Origin of the sequence: Methylobacterium sp. WL64 (genome assembly GCF_008039945.1) — a bacterium.
Lineage (GTDB): Bacteria > Pseudomonadota > Alphaproteobacteria > Rhizobiales > Beijerinckiaceae > Methylobacterium.
In genome coordinates, this window is record NZ_VRVA01000052.1 from 1 (window position 1) to 19,831 (window position 19,831).

The window sequence follows — 19,831 nt, forward strand, 5'->3', positions numbered from 1 at the left end:
GGGCCATCCCATAAGCATGAGCGGGGTTGGGGGCGACGAGGCATGAGGTACCCGGCCCCCGAGAAGCTGGAGATCATCCGACTCGTCGAGCAATCCCACCTGCCAGTGCGTGCCACCCTGGAAAAGCTCGGCATCACGCGCTCGACGTTTTACCGCTGGTACGACGCCTACCAGCGCGGCGGCCCCGAGGCGTTGAATGACCATCCTTCGCAGCCGAGCCGGGTCTGGAACCGTCTACCTGCGGAGATCGGCGAGCAGATCGTTGCCTTGGCTCTGGAGCAGCCTGAACTCAGTCCGCGTGAGCTGGCGGTGCGCTTCACCGACGAGCGGCGCTACTTCGTCTCGGAAGCGACCGTCTACCGGTTGCTCAAGTCTCAGGACCTGATCACCAGCCCGGCCTATATCGTTATCAAGGCCGCCGACCAGTTCCGCGATAAGACCACCGCGCCCAACCAGCTTTGGCAGACGGACTTCACCTACCTGAAGGTCGTTGGCTGGGGCTGGTACGATCTGTCGACGGTCCTGGACGACTTCTCACGCTACATCGTCGCCTGGAAGCTGTGCACGACGATGCAGGCCAGCGACGTCACCGCCACACTCGACTTGGCGCTGGGTGCGGCTGGACTCGATCAGGCGTGGGTAATGCAGCGGCCACGCCTGCTCTCCGACAACGGGCCGAGCTACGTCGCCAGCGATCTGGCTGACTGGCTCGGCATTCGGGGCATGACCCACATCCGCGGTGCGCCATGCCATCCTCAAACGCAGGGCAAGATCGAGCGTTGGCATCAGACGCTCAAGAACCGCATCCTGCTCGAACACGCCTACTTGCCCGGCGAGTTGGAGACGCAGGTTGCCGACTTCGTCGAACACTACAACCATGCCCGAGCCCATGAGAGCATGAGCAACCTCACGCCCGCTAACGTCTACTTCGGACGCGGCGAAGGGATCCTGGCCGAACGGGAACGCATCAAGCGCCAGACCCTGATGGATCGCCGCTTGCGCCACCACGCGCAGGCCGCCTAACCTCTCACCCCAGATGGACCAGAGCCTCCGCTCCTGAACACCGCTGAATGTCCCAAATCATCTGACGACGGACAAACTGCGGTACTGCGCGCGCTCAGCATCTTTGAACACTCATAAGTTGTATCTGTGCGGTTCACGGCAGCGTGATTACTGTTTTCTGGAATATAAACTGTGTCAAAATTAGCTCTCGGATCCGGGAGCATCGCCACGTTAAGGCATAAATAACTTTCTTCCTCTAGTATCTAGACAACGGTGCCACATTTGAGTGACGCGCCGGTGGGCTGCACCGTAGGCCGTTGGGCTCCTGGGTGTCGTCGAGCAGCCTCAACGATCCTGGGAGTGATGCCATGTTCGGTGGAATGCGTGCGCACGCCGATCTCGCGGCCAAACTCGATGCGCTCGACCGTTCACAGGCGGTCATCGAGTTCCAGCCCGACGGCACCATCCTTACCGCCAACGCCAACTTCTTGACTTGACGGCGATGGGCTACATCCTGGCTGAGGTACGGGGGCAGCATCATGCCATGTTCGTCGAGGCGGCACACCGCGACAGCGCCGAGTACCGCGCGTTCTGGGACGCGCTGCGGCAGGGAAGCTTCCAGTCCGCCGAGTTCAAGCGCATCGCCAAGGGCGGTCGACCTGTCTGGATCCAGGCAAGCTACAACCCGGTGCTCGACCGCGCCGGCCGGGTGGTCAAGGTGGTCAAGTTCGCCGCCGATATCACCGCCCAGAAGATGCGCGCGCTCGATCTCGACGGGCAGATCACCGCCCTGCACCGCTCGCGGGCAGTGATCGCGTTCGATCCAGCCGGCACGATCCTGGAAGCCAACCAGAACTTTCTCGACGCCGTCGGGTATCGCCTCGACGAGATCGTGGGTCGCCACCACAGCGTGTTCGTCGATGCCGCCGAACAGTCGGGGGCGGCCTATCGCGGGTTCTGGGATCACCTCGGACGCGGCGAGTTCGCAGCGGGCGAGTTCCGACGCATCGCTAAAGGCGGGCGCGAGGTCTGGATCCAGGCGACCTACAACCCGATCAAGGATGTCGACGGCACGGTGCTGCAGGTGGTCAAGTTCGCTGCCGATATCACCGCGCAGGTGCACGAGCGTCAGCGCCGGACCGAGGCGCAGCGGATGATCGGTGCCGACCTCGATGCTATCGGCTCTGCGGTCGAGGACGTCACCCGGCAGACCGCGGAGGCCGTCGGTGCGGTCGGACAGGTCTCGAACGACATCCAGTGCGTCGCTTCGGGGGCGGAGGAGCTCTCGGCCTCGGTCGACGAGATCAGCCAGCAGGTCACCCAAGCCGCACGCATGGCCGGTGAGGCGGTCGAGCAGGCCCGACGCACGGGAAGCATCGTGGCGGGGTTGAGTGGGCAGGCGGCGCAGATCGGCGACGTGGTTGCGCTGATCCAGGGCATCGCTTCACAGACGAACCTGTTGGCGCTCAACGCCACCATTGAGGCGGCACGTGCCGGTGTAGCCGGCAAGGGCTTCGCAGTGGTCGCGTCGGAGGTGAAGGCCCTGGCCGAGCAGACCGCCAAGGCGACCGACCAGATCCGCGGGCAGATCACCGCGACGCAGGCGGCGACTCGCGAAGCGGTCGAGGCGATCGGTTCGATCCGGGGCACCATCGATCAGCTCGACGAGGTTTCGGCGGCGATCGCGGCGGCGGTCGAGGAGCAATCCGCGGTTACGCGCGAGATGTCGGGGAGCATGCATACGGCCGCGAACGGCGTAACCACGATCGCCGGCGGCATGGAGGCGATAGCCCGGGCGGGCGAGCGGGTCGATGCCGCCACGCGGCAGGTTCGGGAAGCCGCACGGGCGGTCGCGTGACGATGGCCCAGCCCCCTGATTTCACCGCCCCCATCCTCGAGCATGACTGGGCTCAGCTATCGGAAGTTAGCGCTGCCGTGCGGCGTAGCCTCGACGATGCTCTCTCGGATCTCGTGCGCGAAGCGGTCGAAGAACCGACGGAGTCGTACGCGGCGAGCTGCGCACGTATCGATCGGGCATTCGGTGACCGGATGGCCCCATATCGGGATCTCGACTGGGCGGTGGATCGAGCCACGGCACTTCAGCACGTGCTGAAGCAGGGCCTGCGCCAGGGACCATATCGAACGGGCGATGATGATCCCAAGGTTCGTGGGTCGTGACCGGAACGATCGTCCCTCTGCGGTTGAAGCGCGACGAGGCATCCGCCCTCATTCGTTTTGATGCCGCGGCGGTGGAACTGCTGGTCGAGGGGCAAGCCTCGAACCTCTCGGTCGCGCGTCTCGACGCCATTCTGGCGCTGCTTCGTGGACAGCGGGCCAAGTTGGTCGCGATCCTGGCTGATCTGGAGGCGCGGGCACCAAGCTTCGATACCCGGATCGCTGGCATCAACGTAGACTTGCGGGATAGGACACGTGAAGCGTTGGCTCTAATCGACTTGCTCATTCAACGAGTTCAGGCCTGCAGGACGACAACAGAGCGAGGTCTACCGCCGGGTTAGCGCCATTCCCGTTTGCCGCGGGGCATCAGGATGGCTGACGTTCAAATTTGCGCTGAGCTTCCGATGACCGGCGATGGATACCGATGAGCGAGCTTCTGCTGATTACCGACGACGTCGCTCGCGGCGAGCGTCTGTCCCGGGATCTCGGCGCGCGCGGGCGGTGTCAGGTTCACGACCTGTACGACGACGCAGTGCCAGCCATAGCTCCTGCTCTGATCGTCAGCGATGTCGGGGGGCTCACCTCCGACGCTATCGTTCGCCTGCGCCGCATCCTGGCTCAGCTCCGAGGTGAGGGCGTCCCATACCTCTTCCTCGTTCACGGTAATGCCGCCCGTGCAGAGGCTCAGGCTCAGGTTCTGGGCGCTACAGCCACGGCCGGGGTGCGACAGATGCTCGAAGCCGTGGACCGCCTGCAGGGAACATCGATCCCAGTGCTCGCACGAACCCGAGCCGTCGAAGCTCGACAGTTCTTCCAGCACGCGCTGTTCTCCAGTCGATCGATCACGCCCGCTACGGCCGATATCGGCACCGACCTGGTCGTGCGTGCCGTCGGTGACATCGGCATCCACGACTGGGTCCGAGCGGTTCAGCAGTTCGACGATGCCACGCACCAACACTGCCTGTTGGTCGCCGCCCTCGCCGCGGCGTTCTCAGGGGCACTCGGCTTACGCCCAGCTGATCGCCATCGCCTGACGCGGGCCGCCCTGCTGCACGATGTCGGCAAGATCCACATCCCCGTCGAGATCCTGAATAAACCGGGCCAGCTCACTCATTCGGAGATGGCGGTGATGCGAACGCATGCGCAGCGCGGTCATGCCATGCTCGTGGCCGCCGGCTTCAGCGACGAACTGCTCGCGGCTGTCCGCTCCCACCACGAGATGATCGATGGGAGCGGTTACCCCGATAGCCTCCGGGGATGGGAGATCCCGGACTTCGTGCGCTTGGTGACGGTCTGCGACGTCTACGGGGCGCTGATCGAGCTGCGTCCGTACCGGCCAGCAATGTCAGGCCAGAAGGCCTATGGTCTTCTGCAGAGCATGACCGGGCAATTGGACGACGATCTCATCCGAGCCTTCCAGCCCGTGGCTACAGCGTTCAGGCCCGTAGCCTAAACGAATGCGTGAGCGCCGCGCGCCGTGGAGGTCAGCAGCTACTGTACGTGTAGGGTAAGCTTCATCTTCGGGTGGATGCCGCACTGGATGATGAAGTCCCCGGGCTGCTTCAGTGTCAGCGTGGCCTGCTTGCCCGGCTCTTGGTCGCCGGCATCGAACGCGAACCGATCGGCCTCGATGAAGGCGTGATGCACCGCGCTGTCGTCGCCGTTGACCAGGGTAATGGTGTCGCCCTTGTGTAGGAACAGGTCAGTGGGATCGTAGTGCCGCCCCTTCTGCAGCACGATCCTGATAGTGCTGGACAGGTCTGCGCGAGCCGATCCCGCCGCGGCGAGCGCGATAGCCAAGACGACGACGGACATACCGGTTCTATAAGCGCGCATAATCTGCCTCGTACTGCGGCACGACGCTGGCACGTGAGGTGGTGAGAGAGCGGCCGGGCAATGCGTAAAATTCAATCCATCTGCTGAGCTGGTCGAACGGCTCGTAGGCCTGACGCTGCTCTGGAAGGTGGGACCTTCACCTTGCCCTACGTTCTTAATTCGGGCCGACGTCGGCTTCTTGCTGCGGCGAGATCCCAAGCGCCGACCTGAACGCCTTCGTGTTTTGAATTCACGGTCAGCGTCACTATTAACCATCGCGCAACATAGGTTAACAATTCATTGGCGCGAAGCTTAGCTTTGTGAGGAAATACGTAGGCGGGGCGGTGCCCGCCACGTCTTTCGAGGTCATCATGGTTCGGGTCTCGGCGCTCAGGCTCACGCGTCGCCTGGGTACGCGCGCGCTGGCAAGCCTCGCAGCCCCACCCTTGGCCCTCCTCGCCGGTACGAGCTCCGCCAGCGCTCACGTGAAATGGTTCTGCGCCTACGACGTCGCCGGGCAGCCGCGCGGCCTCGAGCAGGTGCTGTGCGCTGACTTCGAGTGGCTCGCTGGTCTGGCCATCCTGTGCCTGATGTTTGGGTGCCTGGCCGAGGGCACGCCGCTGGGCGGCGCCTTGCTCAACGCACTGGATCGTGTGACCTCCCGGGTCCGAACCGACACCGAGCTGCTGGTCCGCGCCACGCTGGGCTTCTTCTTCGTCTCGCTGTGGGGGATGGGTGGTATCATCCTCACCCCGGAGCTCAAGACTGACATCGCCTGGATCCCGTGGTTCCAGCTCGCGCTGGCCGCCTGCCTGATCTGGCGCCGGACCATGCCGCTCACCGGCCTGGGCATCGTCTTCCTATTCAGCTTCGCCACCGCGCAGTACGGCGTGTTCCACCTCGCCGACTACCCGGTGTTCCTCGGGGTGGCGGTCTACCTCGTCTGCCAAGGTCTCAACCTGAAGCCCTTCGGCCTGCGTCCGCTCGACATCGTGCGCTGGACCGCCGCCATCACGCTGATGTGGGCCTCGGTCGAGAAGTGGGCCTACCCGCAGTGGACCGATCCGCTGCTCGCTGCCAAGCCACAGATGACCATGGGCGCGACGCCCGAGTTGTTCATGCAGGCGGCCGGCGTCATCGAGTTCACCCTGGCGTTCGCGCTGCTCTGGACCCCGCTGGTGCGACGCGCCGCGGCGATCATCCTGGCCGCGATCTTCGTCTCGGCGGTGTTCGAGTTCGGCAAGGTCGACGCGATCGGGCATTCCGGGATCATCGTGGTGCTGCTCGGCATCGCCGCCGACGACGTGCGCACCGCGGTGCGGGTCCGCGACATCACATGGGCGCCGGCCTACTACGGTGGTGCGCTCGCGACCTTCCTGGCGCTGTACTACGTCGGCCACGAGGCCCTGTACGAAGGCCTCGCCGGCCTGCCGGTGATCTGAGGCGGGGTCGGCGGGTGGATCTCAGCGGTGATCCGCCTACCGAACGCGGACGGCGAGCCTCATCTTCGGATGAACGCCGCACAGGACGGTGAAGTCGCCTTCCTGCGGGAAGGTAATTACGGTCCTGGCCCCAGGTTCGATATCGCCGGAGTCGAACGCGAACTCCTCGGTGTCGACGTAGGCATGGTGGACGAAGTTGGCATCGTCGTTGATGATGGTGATGTGCTCACCGATACGCAGAGCCACGTCCCGCGGTCCGAACTGCTTACCTTTCTGCGATATAAGGTGGTCCGGGTCCGGCAAGCCAGCGATAGCGTGACCGGCTATGGTCAGGGAAGCTGCGGCACACACCAGAAATGTCGGAAACAATTTCCAGTTGTTATTCAGCACTGGCGCCACCATAGATTTACCAATCGTCTGGATGAATATTGAATTTAAATCGTTAACGCCAGCCAAAAATATTCCATATCCTCGGTTTTATAACGAGGATGTGATCCGACTGGGCGCAGACCTGGAGAAAACGGCGGCGCGCGCGTCCGCGAGTTCTGCTGTTGACGAGGCCTACGCCGACGAGTCCCGACTCAGCACCTTGTCGACGCGGTAACTATGTCAGTTCTACGCCCGACATCCCGGATGCGAGCGGCGGGTGCCAAATAGGCGATGACGTAGCGGCAATCCTGCTCACCCTTAAGGCTAAGAACGCCGAGCTACGCAAGCAACTGGCGATGGCGCAGAACATGCTCATGGAGACCGTGATCGACGCCGGCAATCTGCATAACAGGCAAGCCCGGTTCCAGTCGATCTCACCCACTGCGTGCAGGCGCTCCAGAAGCACGCGATGCAGGCGGCTCCACGTACGCCTGCGGTGAAGGCCGCGGTCGTGCTTCCGATGGGGTGTCAGGCGGCAATCTGCCTGGGCTGATGTTGGGTCCAGTTCCACGGCAACAGATCGTCGATGCGTAGAGCCGGATGGTCAGGCAGGCGGTTGAGGACGTCGGCGAGCCAGACCTGCGGATCGATGCCGTTGAGCTTGGCGGTCTCGATCAGCGTGTAGAGGGCCGCGGCGCGATGGCCGCCCGCATCCGAGCCGGCGAAGGTCCAGTTGCGGCGGCCTACCGCGATGGGCCGGATCGCGCGTTCGGCGGCGTTGTTTGAGAGGCAAACGCGCCCGTCGTCGAGGAAGAGGATGAAGGCGCTCCAGCGCTTGAGCATGTAGTCGGTCGCTCGCGCCACCGGAGCCTTGGCCGAGAGCTTGGCGCGGTTGGCCAGCAGCCACGCCTTCAACTCGGCGACGAGGGCGGCCGAGCGGGCGCTTCGATGCGCACGGCGCTCGTCCGGTCCCAGGCCGTTGATGGTGCGCTCGATCGCGAAGATCGCGTCGATCCGCGCCACCGCCTCGATGGCGATCGGAGCCTTCCTCAGGTCAGCCAGCTCGAAGAACTTGCGCCGGGCATGCGCCCAGCAGGCCGCCTCGCGGAGCGGGCCTGGTTTGCGACCGGGCTCGTACAGCCGACCGAACCCGGAGAAGGCATCCGCCTGCACGAGGCCGTGGAAGTCGCCTAGCCAGGTCTCGGCATGCGCGCCAGAGCGGTCGGGGGAGTAGAAGTAGGCCACAGCCGGTGGTTCGGGACCGCCGAAGGGACGGTCGTCCCGCACCACCGTCCAGAGCCGCCCCGTGCGGGTCTTGCCCTTGGCCAGGACCGGGACGGGGGTGTCGTCGAGATGCAGGCGCTCGGCTCCTCGAACATGGGCCTCGATCCGGGCGACCAGGGGCGACAGGGCGCTCGTCACCGCTCCGACCCAGCCGGCCAGCGTCGAGACGTCGATCGGTACGCCCTCGTGGGCGAAGCGCTGGCTCTGGCGATGCAGCGGTAGGTGCAGGCCGAACTTGGCCATCATCACCTCGGCGAGAAGGTTTGGGCCCGCTCGTCCGCGCGTGATCGGATGGAACGGGGCCCGGGTCTGCGCGATCGTCTCGCAGTCGCTGCACGAGACGCGCTCGCGCACGTGCTGGATCACGACCCAGCGCGCCGGGATCCGCTCCAGGGTCTCGGTGACGTTCTCGCCGGGGAGGCGAAGGCGCGTCCCGCCGCAACAGGCGCAGGTCGTCAGGCCGGGATGGACGATGCGCTCGCGCGGCAGGTGCTCGGGCAGAGGCCGGCGGGCGGGCTTGCGCCGCGAGGAAGCCGCACCGGAGAGCACTTCGGGCTCGGCGGCCGCCTGCGCTTGGGTCTCGGCCAGCGTCTCCTCCAGATCCTCCAGGACGAGTTCGAGCTGGTCGATCCGGGCGCTGCGCTCCGAGGAGGTTCCGAAGCGCTCCCGCCGCAGCCGGGCGACCTCCAACTTCAGCCGTTCGACCGCGATCTCCGAGGCGAGCCGGGCCGCCCGCTCGGCCAGGATCATGGCGTGGGCGGCGGCGAGATCGTTGGGAAGCGGCGGGGGCTCGGGCGCGTTCTGCACGCTGGCGAGAAGAGCATATTCCTCAAGCTTTGTAACGCGTTATCCTCAGCCCAGAGCGCTCGGACGCCAGCTCTCCTGCGGCATCCGCCAGTCGATGCCTGAGAGCAGGTAGCCGAGCTGCGCCGTCGAGATCGTCACCGCCCCGTCCGCCACCGAGGGCCACAGGAAACGGCCGCGGTCGAGCCGCTTCGTGTAGAGGCACGCCCCCTGGCCGTCGTGCCAGATGACCTTGATCAGGTCGCCGCGCCGTCCGCGGAACACGAACAGGTGCCCGCCGTGGGGATCGCGCTTGAGCGTCTCCTGGACGATCAGGCCGAGACTGAAAAAGCCCTTGCGCATGTCGGTGTGGCCGGTCGCCAGCCACACCCGCACGTTGGCCGGCAGCGGGATCATCGGCCCTCCAGGGCATCGAGCACTCGACGCAGCGCCGCGGCATCGACGTCCCTGTCGACCTTGAGACGCCGACCGCCGCCGAGATCGATCTCAATGACGCCGCTCTTGCGCCGAGGCCGACGCAGCGGCGCTGGAGCACGCGGATCATCCGACTGCTGGGTGGGAACAGGAAGTGACGGCTCCGGGGTGATCGCGACGGGCACGAAGACCGGGGCCTGCTCGTCCCCTCCCAAACGGCCTTCCCGAGCCTGACGACGCCACGTGAACAGCAGGCCCTGGGCGATCCCGTACCGGCGCGCCACCGAACACACCGACACGCCGGTCTCGAACGATGCTTCGACGATCCGCACCTTGTCATCGAACGACCAGCGCCGCCGCCGTTCGGCGTTCTCCAGTAGCTCGCCCCGCATCGTCCCGACCCGCTGACCTTAACGCCAGCATTAAGGTCAGGCCTCACCGCTGAGTGCGATGCTCTCAACCGCGGCCTTCACCAGAGGCGTACGGCTCCACACACCCGCCGCCTGCCAGTCCCGCAGCCGCCGCCAGCAACTCATGCGGGAGCCGCAGCCCATCTCGGCCGGCAGCATCCCCCACGGCAGGCCTAAGCGCAGCACGAACAGGATATCCGTCAGTGCGGCCCGGTTCTCGATTGGAGGACGCCCGCCCTTCGGACGGGGCCGAGGCGGTGGCGGGAGCAAAACGATCTCATCTTAGAGATCACCGGGGATAAGAAGTCTAACCATGCCAAATCAACGCTAAAAACCTCAATAATTGCCGTTTTATTAGGCAACAAAAGCCGTCCAATTCCAGCGAAGCCATTCCATTATGCAAGCTATACTGTAACGAATTATCACCGCGCTGCCTACGTTGAACCTCTGGATGGGATCTTGGCCACGAGTGCTGCTCACGATTGTCAGAGTAGCGGTTTACCCTTGCTCGCTATCGGCGCGTTCGTACGACGTGAAGCCGAGTACCAGCTCAGACAACTCTGGCGTCCGAAGATAGCCATAGGATTTGTGCGGGTTCGCTGACCCGTTCGGGCGCAGGTAAGCGTTCACCACCGCCATGTCCGTCACGCCAACACCGCGGTCGCTGGGCACGAAGGTGTCCGAGAGTTCACCGGCCACCGCGGCGAGGTCGCGATTGTCGGCCATGTTCGTCCAGCGATCCACGTTGTTGGGGACCCGAGCCTCACCGTTCTCCTCTCCGATCTTCGCCCTCACCTCCGCGAGTCCGAGGGGTGAGCCCAACGTCACGAGATGCTCGACTCGCACCGATGGCGCCTCGCGTTCGAGCATGCGTAAGGCGTCGTATGCGATGATTGAACCCATCGAGTGCGCGACCAAGAGCGTGCGCCTCCCGGCATGCTGTTCGAGCACATCGATGAGCCGACGCCGGACCTGTCGGGCGAACGGCGTCTCGGAATGGTAGTGCCACAGGTCGTCGAAGCGATGTTCGAGGATCGCGTCGTCGATTGGCGTCGCTCCCGTCGCCGTCTGGAGTGCGGCCAAGCCGCGGTAGACCTTACCGACGATATCGTCGTTCAAGCTCGCGTCAGATCCCGGCTCAAGGCGTGGGAATGGTCCGGACTCCTCGTCGGGTCGGTAAGGCTCGTCGTTGGCGTCGCCGAGGAGCGGGTAGTCGTAGCGTAGATCAGCCCAGTACACGAACTCGAACGGGAATTCTCCGCCATCCTGGCCGCAATTCCGTAGTAAACCCTCAGCGACAGCCGCTCTCCACCACCGCCACTTCTCATCACGCGGGGGCTTGTTCTCAAGGCCATGGATGCCGACGACTATGCCTGCAGCGTCCAATTTTCATGCCCCGTCGGATCGTGGTGAAATCCCGGTTCTGCATACATGCTGGGGCAATCGCCAGATCAAGCGCCGGCTGACGACCCCGGCGTTGTGTATCATAGCCGCTGCCCACCCCAAACTTCGATTTGAGTGCGAGGTAGGAAGACGATTTCAGTATGAGTAGCGGCGGGGCAGGCACACCGTCGCCTCGCCGCTTTCGTCCAGGGCGATATCAGAGCGGCTTGCGCGGATCGGTCCCAGTGGTGCTTCCAGTCGTACCCGTGCGGCTGGTGTTACCGCGCTCGTCCGTGACCTCGACCTCGGTATGGCGGACCGTGTCCGACACTGTCTCGACCCGGTCGATGGCCTGCTTGCGGATCCCGACCTCTTCGACCACTCGGGCCTCCTTCGACACCACCGCCTGCTCACGCATCTCAGTGGCTTCGATCGTCTTCTCGGCGAACAATGCCTCATCGACCGGGGTCGGCGCGCGATCGACGGCGCGCCGGTCGACGTGCACGGTCTCGTCGCGCAGGGTTACGTCCTCGCTCACTGTATTCTCGACGGCGTAGGAGCGCACCCGCACGCGACCGCTGTCGGCCACGCGCTTGCCGACGTTCAAGCGCTCCTCGACCACCGGGATATACTCGGTATCACCCGCCGTACCCGCGACCGTCTCGCGGTTTGCCATGCCATCGCGCCCACCGGCCGCGAACGCCGCCGTGCCGCCCGTCGCCGGAATGCCGCCGGCTACCTCGGCCGTGGTCGGGTTGCGCAGCGCACCGGTGGTCGCCGTCGCGCCCGCTGCCGTCTCACCAGTGTAGCCGCTCCAGCCCTCCTTGCGCCACGTCGCCTCGCGCTCGTCGAGATCGACTGAGCCGTGCTGCTCCAGGATATCGTAGGCGGTCTCGATCTGCGCCTGTTCGACTGTGGCGGTTAGCATCGTGCCGCCGCGGCTCAATCCTTCCTGGTAAGTATGCCGATCCTCCTCCGGCATGAACATGTCTTTCAACGACCCCCAGAAGCTTTCGTCGCGCGCCGGTGCGGTCGCGATACGGCTCGTGCCGGTCCGATTGCCCGGCACGAGCCGTATCGCGGATTGCGGGATCCCGGCGGCGACCAGCTTGGCCTGCGCGGCCTCGGCTTGGCTCAGCACGTCGTACAATGCAGTGATGGTCTGGCTCATGATTTCGTCTCCTCGGCAGGTTGTGGGATGCTCTGCTGCGTGACGTGCCCATCCGGGGACACGCGTTCGACCACGGCGTGCTGCCTGCGCAGCGTCACCGGCACCTCGACCTCCTCACCCGCCGTGGTCCGGCGGATGTGCACCTCCTCCTTGAGGACGAGGCGCTTCTCGACGACGAGGATTTCTTCCAGGACCGGGATGATCGTCACCCCACCCTCCTCACGGACCACCGGGGGCACCTCGCCCTCGGACAGCGTCCGGTTGATGGCCACTCGGGTGACCCCAACCATGTCGCTGTGCAGGGTCTCGCGCAGGATTTGGTCGGTGGTCTCGGTCCGGGTCGAGACCCGCATTCGCCCGGTCTCCACCGCCCGCTTGTCGATGCGGGCGGTCTCGGCGATCAGCGGGAGCGTTACGGTCTCGCCGACGGCGATCTCCGCCGCGTGTTCGCCCTGCATCCCTAGGAGGTGCGGTTCGGTGGCGGCGGGATCGCTCATGGTCACACCCGACGCTGGGTCGTGGTGGTCATCGCGGCGCGGCTCACGACTGGGTCGACGGCGGCGCCACGACCCGCGAAGAAAGCAGACAGTGCGCCGAGGATCAGCGCCAAGGCACCGTAGAGCGCCCCCTGTGCGCCGACACGGGCGGCGGCATCGGCCGCCTGCTTGGCCTGCTCCTTGGTCTTCGCGACCGTGTCGTTGAACTGCTGCACGTACTGGGCGACCTGGGTCCGGGCCTGATCGACCGGGATGTTCTGCGCCTTGGCGAGAGCCTGGGCAGCCTTCTCCTGCGCATTCTTCTGCTGGGCGGCGTCGCCGGTCACCGCCGCACGCATCGCGCTGACGGCGGCGTTCTTCAGGGCCTCCGGATCATTGCCGGTGCCATTGCGGACCTGGCTCTCAATGTTCGAGAACGGGTTATCCATGCCGGGCAGCGACGGGGCGGCGGCCTGTGCAGCGGTCTTCACCGAGCCGCCGATCAGGTTGCCGGCACCACCGAGCGTGCTCGACACCGCGCTCGACGCGCCGCTGATGACGCCGCCGACCGCCGAGGACAGCAGGTACACGACGACCAGCGTCGAGACCGCCCAGGCGATCAGCCCGTGGTAGGCGGTGGTGGTGTTGGCCGGCTTGCCCGAAAGGCGCCCGGCGAGCCAACCGCCCGCGGTGGAGGCGAGGATGCCGGAGATCACGAACCAGATCCCAGCGCCCGAGGATAGGCTTCCCGCGGTCGGGGTGCCGTTGCCGGCCGGGTCGACGGTCGAGAGCCCGATGCCCAGCCCGACCATGTTCAAGATGACCTGGGCGACCAGCGCGATCACAGCACCGGCGAACACCGCGCCCCAGGAGATGGAGTGCACCGCCATCGTGCGCATGTCCTCCGCGGGGGTGACCGGGCTGGCAGTGGGGAGATCGCGGTCGTAGGCCGGACGGGTGGTGTAGGGTGTCAACGCCATGCTCAGTACTCTCAGTTCAGTGTGGTTCGATCTTCGGCCGGGAGCGGCGGAAGTGGGTTTGTCTGGCGTCGGAGCACCTGACGACGGCCAACCAGGCCATGGTCGCGCCACAGCATAATCGTCTGCAGGATCATCGAGGGCGTGCAGAAGCTGCGGCTGCGGCCCATGTGTCCGCACGCGCCCCAGCATCACATGCGGGTCGAGCGCTTTGGCCTCGGCTTGGTGTTCGACGACGTGTGTGCGACTTCGAGGGCAGCGATCTCGGCGGCGGCTTCCGCCTGGATCGCGTGGTCGCCCTCGATGATGCCGATGGCTTCCTTGATCAGCGCCCGAATATGATCGGGCGATAGCACCTTCCGACGCCCGGCCACGCGGATCTCCTGGTATCAACCCGTCGGGATGATCTTCCGAGATGCTCGCGTGAGCAGAGCTACCACTGCGTAATCAGATAATCTACTTGAAGTTCCGATGATTTACATAAAGTACGATTGCACTAAATGGACTTGGTAGTTCTGTCACGATTTTCATCGATTTTAGCGTCGGTGCCGCGTGTTCGGCCCGATCCCGCGCTCCTGCGCCCACACCACCACCGCGCTGCGGCGGTTGACCCCGAGCTTGCGGTACAGCCCGGAGACGTGATTGCGCACCGTGTTCGGCGACAGCTTCAGTTCGGCACCGATCTCCTGATCGGTGGCGCCCTGGCAGATCCGCGTGAGCATGTCCTGCTCGCGGATCGTCAGGTTCTCGACTCCGAGCGATGGCCGGGCAGAGCGTGACGGTTGACGCAGGGTCGCCAACTTGTCGATCACCCCGTGGCTGAACCACGATGCGTCCGCCATCACCGCCTCGATGGCGGTGATCAGTTCGCGCTCCGAGCGCTTGCGGGCGGTGATGTCCTGCACGACGCACAGGACGCAGGCCTCATCGTTGATGCTCACCCGCTCGGCCGAGACGAGGCAGTCGATCTCGGTGCCAGCCGCATCCTGCAGCGTGGCCTCGAAGCCACGAACGCTGCCGAGCCGTCTCAAATCCCGGGAGAATTTGCGCTGCTCGACGCGGTCAACCCAGAGCGCGAGGTCGGCGAGCGACTGGCCACCCGCGACCTCAGGGGCGTGCCCGAAGGTGGTGACGAAGGCTTGGTTGACGCTGGTGATCTCCAACCCGTCCGCGTCCATCAACGCGCTCGGCACCGGTGACAGGTCGAACGCCTTGGCGAAGCGCTCCTCGCTGTGGCGCAGGGCCATCTCGGCCTTCCGGCGATCCTCCAGGTCGGCGAAGGTGAACAGCATGCACGGCTCGACGCCGCCCGGACCTGGCATCTCGATCGCGTGCCCGGCCACGATCACGTAGCGGCCCCTCCCACAAGGCGTTGCGAGCTGAGCCTCCATCTGCGGGATGGTGCGGCCTGCGTGCAGGCGATGGATCGCCAGCTCGCGCCGCTCGGCTTGGCGTAGCAGGTCGATCTCGCAGAAGCTCCGGCCGAGCACATCGTCGCGATGGTACCCGGTGAGGTCGAGAAAGCCGTGGTTGACCCGGACGAAGCGCAGGTCGGCGATCCGGCAGATGATCGCCGGGGCCGGGTTGGCGTTGAACATCCGCTCGAACCGGGCCTCGGCCTGGTAGCGCTCGCTCACGTCCTGCATCACCAGGGCGAGGCCACTCGGCGTGCCATCCGTGTCGATGGTCACCAGGCTACGGATGCGATGCATCCACCTGTGTGTGGGATCCCGCTTTGGGACCAACTCGACCACGACGTCGCGGAACACCTCGCCGGCGAGCACCCGGTCGAGGGGATGCTGCAGCGGGCCGATCTCCCGATGATTGCGGTAGTGCAGCGTGAAGTTCGCGCGGTACTCGGACACGGTGGCGCCGAGATCGCCGACGTCGGCAACTCCATGCATCATCACGGCGGCGGTGTTCGCGTAGGCGATGGTCTGATCCGGCTCGATCAGGATCACGCCCTCGGACAGGCCAGCCACGATCTGCCGCATCTGTATGTGACGCGTTTCATCGACCATCGGCGTCTCTCCTCGCGGAACGCCAACGTTCGAATGCAGGAAAAGCCCTTATATGAAGGGTCATTTAGGGAGAAAGCGGAACCGGTACGGTGGGTCGTAGTTGCCAAGCATGTCCGCTCGTGCCCCGCAGCCCGGCCTTCGGGTGAGCGTCGACCTCAATCTGTGCCAGGCCTACGCTCAATGCTGCTACGCAGCACCAAGTCATTTCCGCATCGAGGGGCACGAGGCGCTGCTCTACGATCCTGCTCCTACGACGCGCGCCCGCGCCGATATCGAGCAGGCGCGCGTCGCCTGTCCCGTGCAAGCGATCCGGGTCGAGGATCAGGGCCAGGGAAAAACATGCGATGGGACATAGTCAGCCCGGCCGTGCGGTGGTGGTCGGTGCAGGCCTCGCGGCCCTACGCGGGGCCGAGGCGATGCGCGAAGCAGGTTTCTTGGGCTCGCTCACGATCATCGGCAAGGAGCCCTACCGTCCTTACGACCGGCCGCCACTCTCGAAGCACGTCCTGACCGGCGAGATCGCCCCGGATGCCACCACCTTGCCGAGCAGCCTCGGTGAAGACGTCGACTGGCATCTCGGCAGTCCGGCTGTGCGTCTGGATCGTACGGTCCGGATGGTTCACCTCGCGGATGGGACCGCACTGGCCTACGACCGTCTGCTGATCGCTACCGGAACCCGCGCCCGGCCCTGGCCGAACCCGCACGAGGGCAGGCTCGCCGGAGTCCACACCTTGCGTGGTCGGGACGACGCGGTCGCCCTGCGTAAGGCGCTCACTCGAGGCCCGAGGCGCGTGCTGGTGATCGGCGGTGGGCTGATCGGCTGTGAGGTGGCGAGCGCCTGTCGGCAACTCGGCCTGCCGGTGACCCTGGTGCAATTGGGCTCGGCGCCGCTCGCCCGCGCATTTGGTCGGTATCTCGGCGCAATCCTTGGTGCGATGCACGAGGTCCGCGGGGTCGACTTGCGTCTCGGAGCCGAGGTCGAGTGGTTGGAGGGGGCGGACGGCCGGCTCGTACGCGCGCACCTCGTCGATGGCACGACAATCGACGCCGACATAGCGGTGACCGCGCTCGGCGCCGTGCGCAACACCGAGTGGCTCGATGGATCCGGTCTGTCGTTCGACGCAGGCGGGGTCGACTGTGATGCAGACGGCTATGTCCTCGACGTGGATGGGCGACCCGACCCCGCGATCGCGGCGGCAGGCGACGTCGCGCGCTTCCCACACCCGCTCTACGGCGGCCGCCGCATCGCTGTGGAGCACTGGGGTCATGCGGTTGCGCAGGGCGTGCATGCCGGCCGTTTGCTCGCCGATGGCAAGCCTGGACAGGGCTACGCAGCGCTGCCGGCTTTCTGGTCCGGGCAAGCGGGTGTCACGATCAAGTCTGTTGGCCTCACGGATGGGGCGGATGCGATGACGATCGCGCACGGTGACCCGGCTACGGGTCGCTTCCTCGCCCTCTACGGCCGGGCCGGGCGGTGCATCGCTGCCGTATCGATCGATTGTGGGCGCTGGCTACCGGCTTACGCCGCACTCATCGCCGAGAGCGCGCCCTTCCCGCCCGCGGGTGCGGCCACCGACCGGTCCGGTGCGCTCGACATCCTCGCGCCGGGCTTCTCCTGACGCCAGTTCGCGGACACGCCATGGCCGACCCCAGCCTTCTCGGGCAGATCAAGGACTACGCCAACCGCGTCGACCCGTACCCGCTCTACGCCCAGCTGCGGCAGACCGGGATCTTGCGCCAAGACGACGTGGGAGAGGGGGGCGGTGCGTCGGGCGACGAAGCACGAAGCGTATGGGTGGCGGCGAGCCACGACGCCATCACGCGTCTGCAGAACGACCCCCGCCTCAGCGTCGAGACCCAGCCGCCGACGAAGCGGCCGACCGTCGGCAATCCGATCACCGATTACCTCGTCAACCCGATCAAGGATCGGATCACTGACCGGCACCAGCCGTTCCTGTTCCGCGACCCGCCCGCGCACGATGTTCTGCGCGCCGCCACCGTTCAGCAATTCACCCCCGAGCGCGTCCACGCGATGCGCATCCGCTCCGAACGGCTGGTCGCCGAGATGCTCGACCGCAAGGTGGGTGCTCAGGAGATCGACGTCGTCGAAGATCTCGCCTACCCGCTTCCGGTCGCGGTGATCTGCGAACTGTTCGGCGTGCCGGTAGGCGATGAGGCCAGGTTCCACGACTGGTCGAGCCAGCTCGCCACAGCGGTCGAACCCGGTGTCGCGGTCAGCGAAGAGACCCGTATGGAGAACGCTAGGGCCTTCGATGCCATCTCGGACTACCTCGCCGACCTCATCGCCGAAAAGCGCCGCCGGCCGCGCGACGACCTGCTCTCGGGGTTGGCCAACCAGGCCACTGCTGACGGCTACCGGATGGGCGACTTCGATCTAATCTCGACCGCGATCTTGATCCTCGTCGCCGGTCACGAGACCGCGGTGAACCTGATCGCCAACGCTTGGCTCACGCTACTGCGCCATCCGCGCGAGCTGGAGCGCCTACGTGCCGACCCAGGCCGAGCCGTGCGCGTGATCGAGGAGGTGATGCGCTACGACCCGCCGGTGCAGCTCGTTAGCCGCAAGACGCTCAGCGCCATCGACATCGCCGGCACTACGATCCCCGAGGGGGAGGCTCTCATCCTGATGCTCGCTGCTGGAAATCGCGACCCGGCCGCGTTCACCGATCCGGATCGTTTCGATCCGGATCGCATCGGCACCCGCCACCTCGGCTTCGGCGGCGGCATGCACTACTGCGTCGGTGCGCCTCTGGGCCGGTTCGAAGCTGAGGCCGCGCTCACTGCGCTGGCTCGCCGCCTCAAGGCTCCGCGCTTGATCGAGGATCCTCCACCCTACCGGCGTCCGGCGACCCTGCGTGGACCTGAGCGTTTGCTGGTCGCAGTCGAGCGGATCCTTTAATCGACGTCAGTGCCTGCGATTGGTCGCCATTAGACCAACGAGCTATGTCTGTCCCGCTGATAGTTTTCAGATCGCCCTTATGCACGGCACGGCTGAGTTCCAGCGAAGCCGTTCCACTACGCAAGCCCTATTGGAACTCAACGCCAGGTAGCGTGAGTGGCGATGTTGCTTATTCGATGGAATTTCCGACATTGGTGGCGATTGCTATAGCCTCACGCGAAGCGGACCGTCCGGTATCGACCCAATCCGGCCGCTAGGGACGCGATCGACGCTTGCCGGAAGCGGTCGTTCGCCAGCCGTCCGGCAACTTCGAGTTGGGTGGGGGCTATCGTCAACTCGAGGCCCTGGAGCGGTCATTCGGCTTCGGTCGGCTCTGAGAGCCGGCCCAGCAGCTCGTTCAACAGGAGGCGCTCGCCCGGCGTCAGCGCTGCGGCCGCGGCGAGGTGCGCGCGCAGGCCGACCGCCAGGGACGCCAAGCTGACCCCGTCCGGCGCGGGCGGGTCGCCGACGACCGCGGCGAACACCGCGTCGCGCGCCAGGGGCGAGAGCTGCGGGTCGCGCACGTCCTCGTCCGTCGCGAGCAGGGTCGCCACCGTGCCGACGCCCGCGGCGTGGATCAGCGCCACCGCGCGCTCCACTGGCACATGCAGCCGACCGGCCCGCGCGATCCGCCCCACCCGCTCGCGCAGGATCGCGAGGCCGGCGAGCATGGCCGGCGACCCGGAGGCCGGCGCGCCTATTTCGTTGGTGATCGCGAACACCGCCGGGTGGGCCAGCCCAAAGGCGATGTAGGCGTCCCAGGCCTCACGCAGGCCCTCGACCGGGTCGGGGTGCGGCGGCACCGCCCGCTTGCGCGCGAGGAAAGTCGCCAGCCCATGCTCGGCCACAGCGTTGAGCAGTCCGCGCTTATCCCCGAATAGGCGGTAGAGCGTCGGTGCCTGCACCGCCGCCGCCTTGGCCACGGCCCGGGTGGTCAGGGCCACCACGCCGCCGTCAGCGATCAGCTCGGACGCCGCCGCCAGGATGCGCGCCCGGGCGTCCTGCCTATCGTCCCCGCCGTCCAGTCCATCGTTCATGGCGCGGTGTAGCATCGGTATGATCGGATCGGTAGCGGCGATTGAAGGCGACCGAAATCGCTGATATAGCGATAATGTTTCCATCGTTACGA

At 65.8% G+C, this 19,831-nt stretch carries 20 protein-coding genes and 2 pseudogenes; 9 read left to right on the top strand and 13 right to left on the bottom strand.

Translation table 11 applies throughout. The features are described from left to right. From FV242_RS19650 to FV242_RS19675, 5 genes and pseudogenes are all read left to right on the top strand, one after another. On the top strand, nucleotides 1–1,023 hold a 1,023-nt coding region (locus FV242_RS19650), incomplete at its 5' end, for an IS3 family transposase (RefSeq protein WP_147940079.1). Between the two features lie 347 nt (nucleotides 1,024–1,370). Then, nucleotides 1,371–2,860 (top strand): annotated as a pseudogene (locus tag FV242_RS19660) (methyl-accepting chemotaxis protein). After that, entirely contained in the window at nucleotides 2,857–3,180 is a 324-nt protein-coding gene (locus tag FV242_RS19665; protein ID WP_147909176.1) for a hypothetical protein, read from the top strand. Before FV242_RS19660 ends, FV242_RS19665 begins: the two are co-directional and overlap by 4 nt. Next, nucleotides 3,177–3,518, top strand: coding sequence for a hypothetical protein (locus tag FV242_RS19670; protein WP_147940080.1), 342 nt, complete (start codon nucleotides 3,177–3,179; stop codon nucleotides 3,516–3,518). Before FV242_RS19665 ends, FV242_RS19670 begins: the two co-directional genes overlap by 4 nt. 83 nt (nucleotides 3,519–3,601) lie before the next feature. Next, nucleotides 3,602–4,630 carry an HD-GYP domain-containing protein gene (locus FV242_RS19675; RefSeq protein ID WP_147940081.1) on the top strand — a complete coding sequence of 343 codons (1,029 nt, stop codon included), beginning with the start codon at nucleotides 3,602–3,604 and terminating at the stop codon, nucleotides 4,628–4,630. 38 nt (nucleotides 4,631–4,668) lie between these two features. Here the strand turns inward: FV242_RS19675 and FV242_RS35620 are convergent, their stop codons facing one another. Next, a complete protein-coding gene (locus FV242_RS35620; RefSeq protein WP_243959862.1) occupies nucleotides 4,669–4,992 on the bottom strand; it encodes a cupredoxin domain-containing protein in 324 nt (107 codons plus the stop codon). A 371-nt stretch (nucleotides 4,993–5,363) separates the two neighbouring features. On the opposite strand from FV242_RS35620, the gene FV242_RS19685 reads away from it, so the two are divergent. Then, on the top strand, nucleotides 5,364–6,434 hold the full coding sequence (locus FV242_RS19685; protein ID WP_243959871.1) for a hypothetical protein: 1,071 nt from the start codon (nucleotides 5,364–5,366) through the stop codon (nucleotides 6,432–6,434). Nucleotides 6,435–6,470: 36 nt separating this feature from the next. On the opposite strand, the gene FV242_RS19690 is transcribed toward FV242_RS19685, so the two are convergent. The 11 genes and pseudogenes from FV242_RS19690 to FV242_RS19745 all read right to left on the bottom strand — a co-directional run bounded on the left by FV242_RS19690 (nucleotide 6,471) and on the right by FV242_RS19745 (nucleotide 15,743). Beyond that, nucleotides 6,471–6,890: a methylamine utilization protein gene (locus tag FV242_RS19690; protein ID WP_243959863.1), complete on the bottom strand. Its 420-nt coding sequence runs from the start codon at nucleotides 6,888–6,890 to the stop codon at nucleotides 6,471–6,473. 441 nt (nucleotides 6,891–7,331) lie between these two features. Continuing rightward, nucleotides 7,332–8,837: an IS66 family transposase gene (locus FV242_RS19700; RefSeq protein WP_246692786.1), complete on the bottom strand. Its 1,506-nt coding sequence runs from the start codon at nucleotides 8,835–8,837 to the stop codon at nucleotides 7,332–7,334. Nucleotides 8,838–8,939: 102 nt separating this feature from the next. Then, entirely contained in the window at nucleotides 8,940–9,287 is a 348-nt protein-coding gene (gene tnpB / locus FV242_RS19705) for an IS66 family insertion sequence element accessory protein TnpB (RefSeq protein ID WP_147940085.1), read from the bottom strand. Continuing rightward, the gene (locus tag FV242_RS19710; RefSeq protein ID WP_053609154.1) at nucleotides 9,284–9,697 is read right to left on the bottom strand and encodes a transposase; all 414 of its coding nucleotides are present in this window, start codon (nucleotides 9,695–9,697) and stop codon (nucleotides 9,284–9,286) included. Before FV242_RS19710 ends, tnpB begins: the two co-directional genes overlap by 4 nt. Before the next feature lie 90 nt (nucleotides 9,698–9,787). Next, a pseudogene (locus tag FV242_RS19715) lies at nucleotides 9,788–9,991 on the bottom strand (transposase); the annotation flags it as partial. A gap of 222 nt (nucleotides 9,992–10,213) precedes the next feature. Then, complete coding sequence (locus FV242_RS19720; protein WP_147940086.1) at nucleotides 10,214–11,101, bottom strand: hypothetical protein; 888 nt, start codon at nucleotides 11,099–11,101, stop codon at nucleotides 10,214–10,216. 214 nt (nucleotides 11,102–11,315) lie between these two features. Then, on the bottom strand, nucleotides 11,316–12,269 hold the full coding sequence (locus tag FV242_RS19725; protein WP_147940087.1) for a YsnF/AvaK domain-containing protein: 954 nt from the start codon (nucleotides 12,267–12,269) through the stop codon (nucleotides 11,316–11,318). Continuing rightward, nucleotides 12,266–12,766, bottom strand: a complete 501-nt coding sequence (locus FV242_RS19730) for a YsnF/AvaK domain-containing protein (RefSeq protein ID WP_246692785.1) — start codon at nucleotides 12,764–12,766, stop codon at nucleotides 12,266–12,268. Before FV242_RS19730 ends, FV242_RS19725 begins: the two co-directional genes overlap by 4 nt. A 2-nt stretch (nucleotides 12,767–12,768) precedes the next feature. Then, entirely contained in the window at nucleotides 12,769–13,725 is a 957-nt protein-coding gene (locus FV242_RS19735; protein ID WP_147940088.1) for a PhnA-like protein, read from the bottom strand. A 188-nt stretch (nucleotides 13,726–13,913) separates the two neighbouring features. Further along, complete coding sequence (locus FV242_RS19740) at nucleotides 13,914–14,096, bottom strand: hypothetical protein (RefSeq protein WP_147909166.1); 183 nt, start codon at nucleotides 14,094–14,096, stop codon at nucleotides 13,914–13,916. Nucleotides 14,097–14,258: 162 nt separating this feature from the next. After that, nucleotides 14,259–15,743: a PAS domain S-box protein gene (locus FV242_RS19745; RefSeq protein ID WP_147940089.1), complete on the bottom strand. Its 1,485-nt coding sequence runs from the start codon at nucleotides 15,741–15,743 to the stop codon at nucleotides 14,259–14,261. Nucleotides 15,744–15,852: 109 nt separating this feature from the next. Here FV242_RS19745 and FV242_RS19750 point away from each other — a divergent pair, with 109 nt between their 5' ends. The 3 genes from FV242_RS19750 to FV242_RS19760 are packed head-to-tail and all read left to right on the top strand — an operon-like array spanning nucleotide 15,853 to nucleotide 18,663. Further along, complete coding sequence (locus FV242_RS19750; RefSeq protein WP_147909164.1) at nucleotides 15,853–16,098, top strand: ferredoxin; 246 nt, start codon at nucleotides 15,853–15,855, stop codon at nucleotides 16,096–16,098. After that, a complete protein-coding gene (locus FV242_RS19755) occupies nucleotides 16,088–17,362 on the top strand; it encodes an NAD(P)/FAD-dependent oxidoreductase (RefSeq protein ID WP_147940090.1) in 1,275 nt (424 codons plus the stop codon). Before FV242_RS19750 ends, FV242_RS19755 begins: the two co-directional genes overlap by 11 nt. Before the next feature lie 20 nt (nucleotides 17,363–17,382). Further along, nucleotides 17,383–18,663 carry a cytochrome P450 gene (locus tag FV242_RS19760; protein WP_147909162.1) on the top strand — a complete coding sequence of 427 codons (1,281 nt, stop codon included), beginning with the start codon at nucleotides 17,383–17,385 and terminating at the stop codon, nucleotides 18,661–18,663. Between the two features lie 353 nt (nucleotides 18,664–19,016). Here FV242_RS19760 and FV242_RS19765 read toward each other — a convergent pair whose 3' ends face one another. Then, nucleotides 19,017–19,754: a TetR/AcrR family transcriptional regulator gene (locus FV242_RS19765; RefSeq protein ID WP_210248944.1), complete on the bottom strand. Its 738-nt coding sequence runs from the start codon at nucleotides 19,752–19,754 to the stop codon at nucleotides 19,017–19,019. Nucleotides 19,755–19,831: the final 77 nt, after the last annotated feature.

Bases quoted from the DNA above. Each gene is read 5' to 3' on its own strand.
- FV242_RS19760 (WP_147909162.1), top strand. From the start codon at position 17,383: ATGGCCGACCCCAGCCTTCTCGGGCAGATCAAGGACTACGCCAACCGC.
- FV242_RS19765 (WP_210248944.1), bottom strand. From the start codon at position 19,754: ATGCTACACCGCGCCATGAACGATGGACTGGACGGCGGGGACGATAGG.
- tnpB (WP_147940085.1), bottom strand. From the start codon at position 9,287: ATGATCCCGCTGCCGGCCAACGTGCGGGTGTGGCTGGCGACCGGCCAC.
- FV242_RS19725 (WP_147940087.1), bottom strand. From the start codon at position 12,269: ATGAGCCAGACCATCACTGCATTGTACGACGTGCTGAGCCAAGCCGAG.
- FV242_RS19685 (WP_243959871.1), top strand. From the start codon at position 5,364: ATGGTTCGGGTCTCGGCGCTCAGGCTCACGCGTCGCCTGGGTACGCGC.
- FV242_RS19735 (WP_147940088.1), bottom strand. From the start codon at position 13,725: ATGGCGTTGACACCCTACACCACCCGTCCGGCCTACGACCGCGATCTC.
- FV242_RS19700 (WP_246692786.1), bottom strand. From the start codon at position 8,837: ATGATCCTGGCCGAGCGGGCGGCCCGGCTCGCCTCGGAGATCGCGGTC.
- FV242_RS19750 (WP_147909164.1), top strand. From the start codon at position 15,853: ATGTCCGCTCGTGCCCCGCAGCCCGGCCTTCGGGTGAGCGTCGACCTC.
- FV242_RS19755 (WP_147940090.1), top strand. From the start codon at position 16,088: ATGGGACATAGTCAGCCCGGCCGTGCGGTGGTGGTCGGTGCAGGCCTC.
- FV242_RS19675 (WP_147940081.1), top strand. From the start codon at position 3,602: ATGAGCGAGCTTCTGCTGATTACCGACGACGTCGCTCGCGGCGAGCGT.
- FV242_RS19730 (WP_246692785.1), bottom strand. From the start codon at position 12,766: ATGAGCGATCCCGCCGCCACCGAACCGCACCTCCTAGGGATGCAGGGC.
- FV242_RS35620 (WP_243959862.1), bottom strand. From the start codon at position 4,992: ATGTCCGTCGTCGTCTTGGCTATCGCGCTCGCCGCGGCGGGATCGGCT.
- FV242_RS19745 (WP_147940089.1), bottom strand. From the start codon at position 15,743: ATGGTCGATGAAACGCGTCACATACAGATGCGGCAGATCGTGGCTGGC.
- FV242_RS19710 (WP_053609154.1), bottom strand. From the start codon at position 9,697: ATGCGGGGCGAGCTACTGGAGAACGCCGAACGGCGGCGGCGCTGGTCG.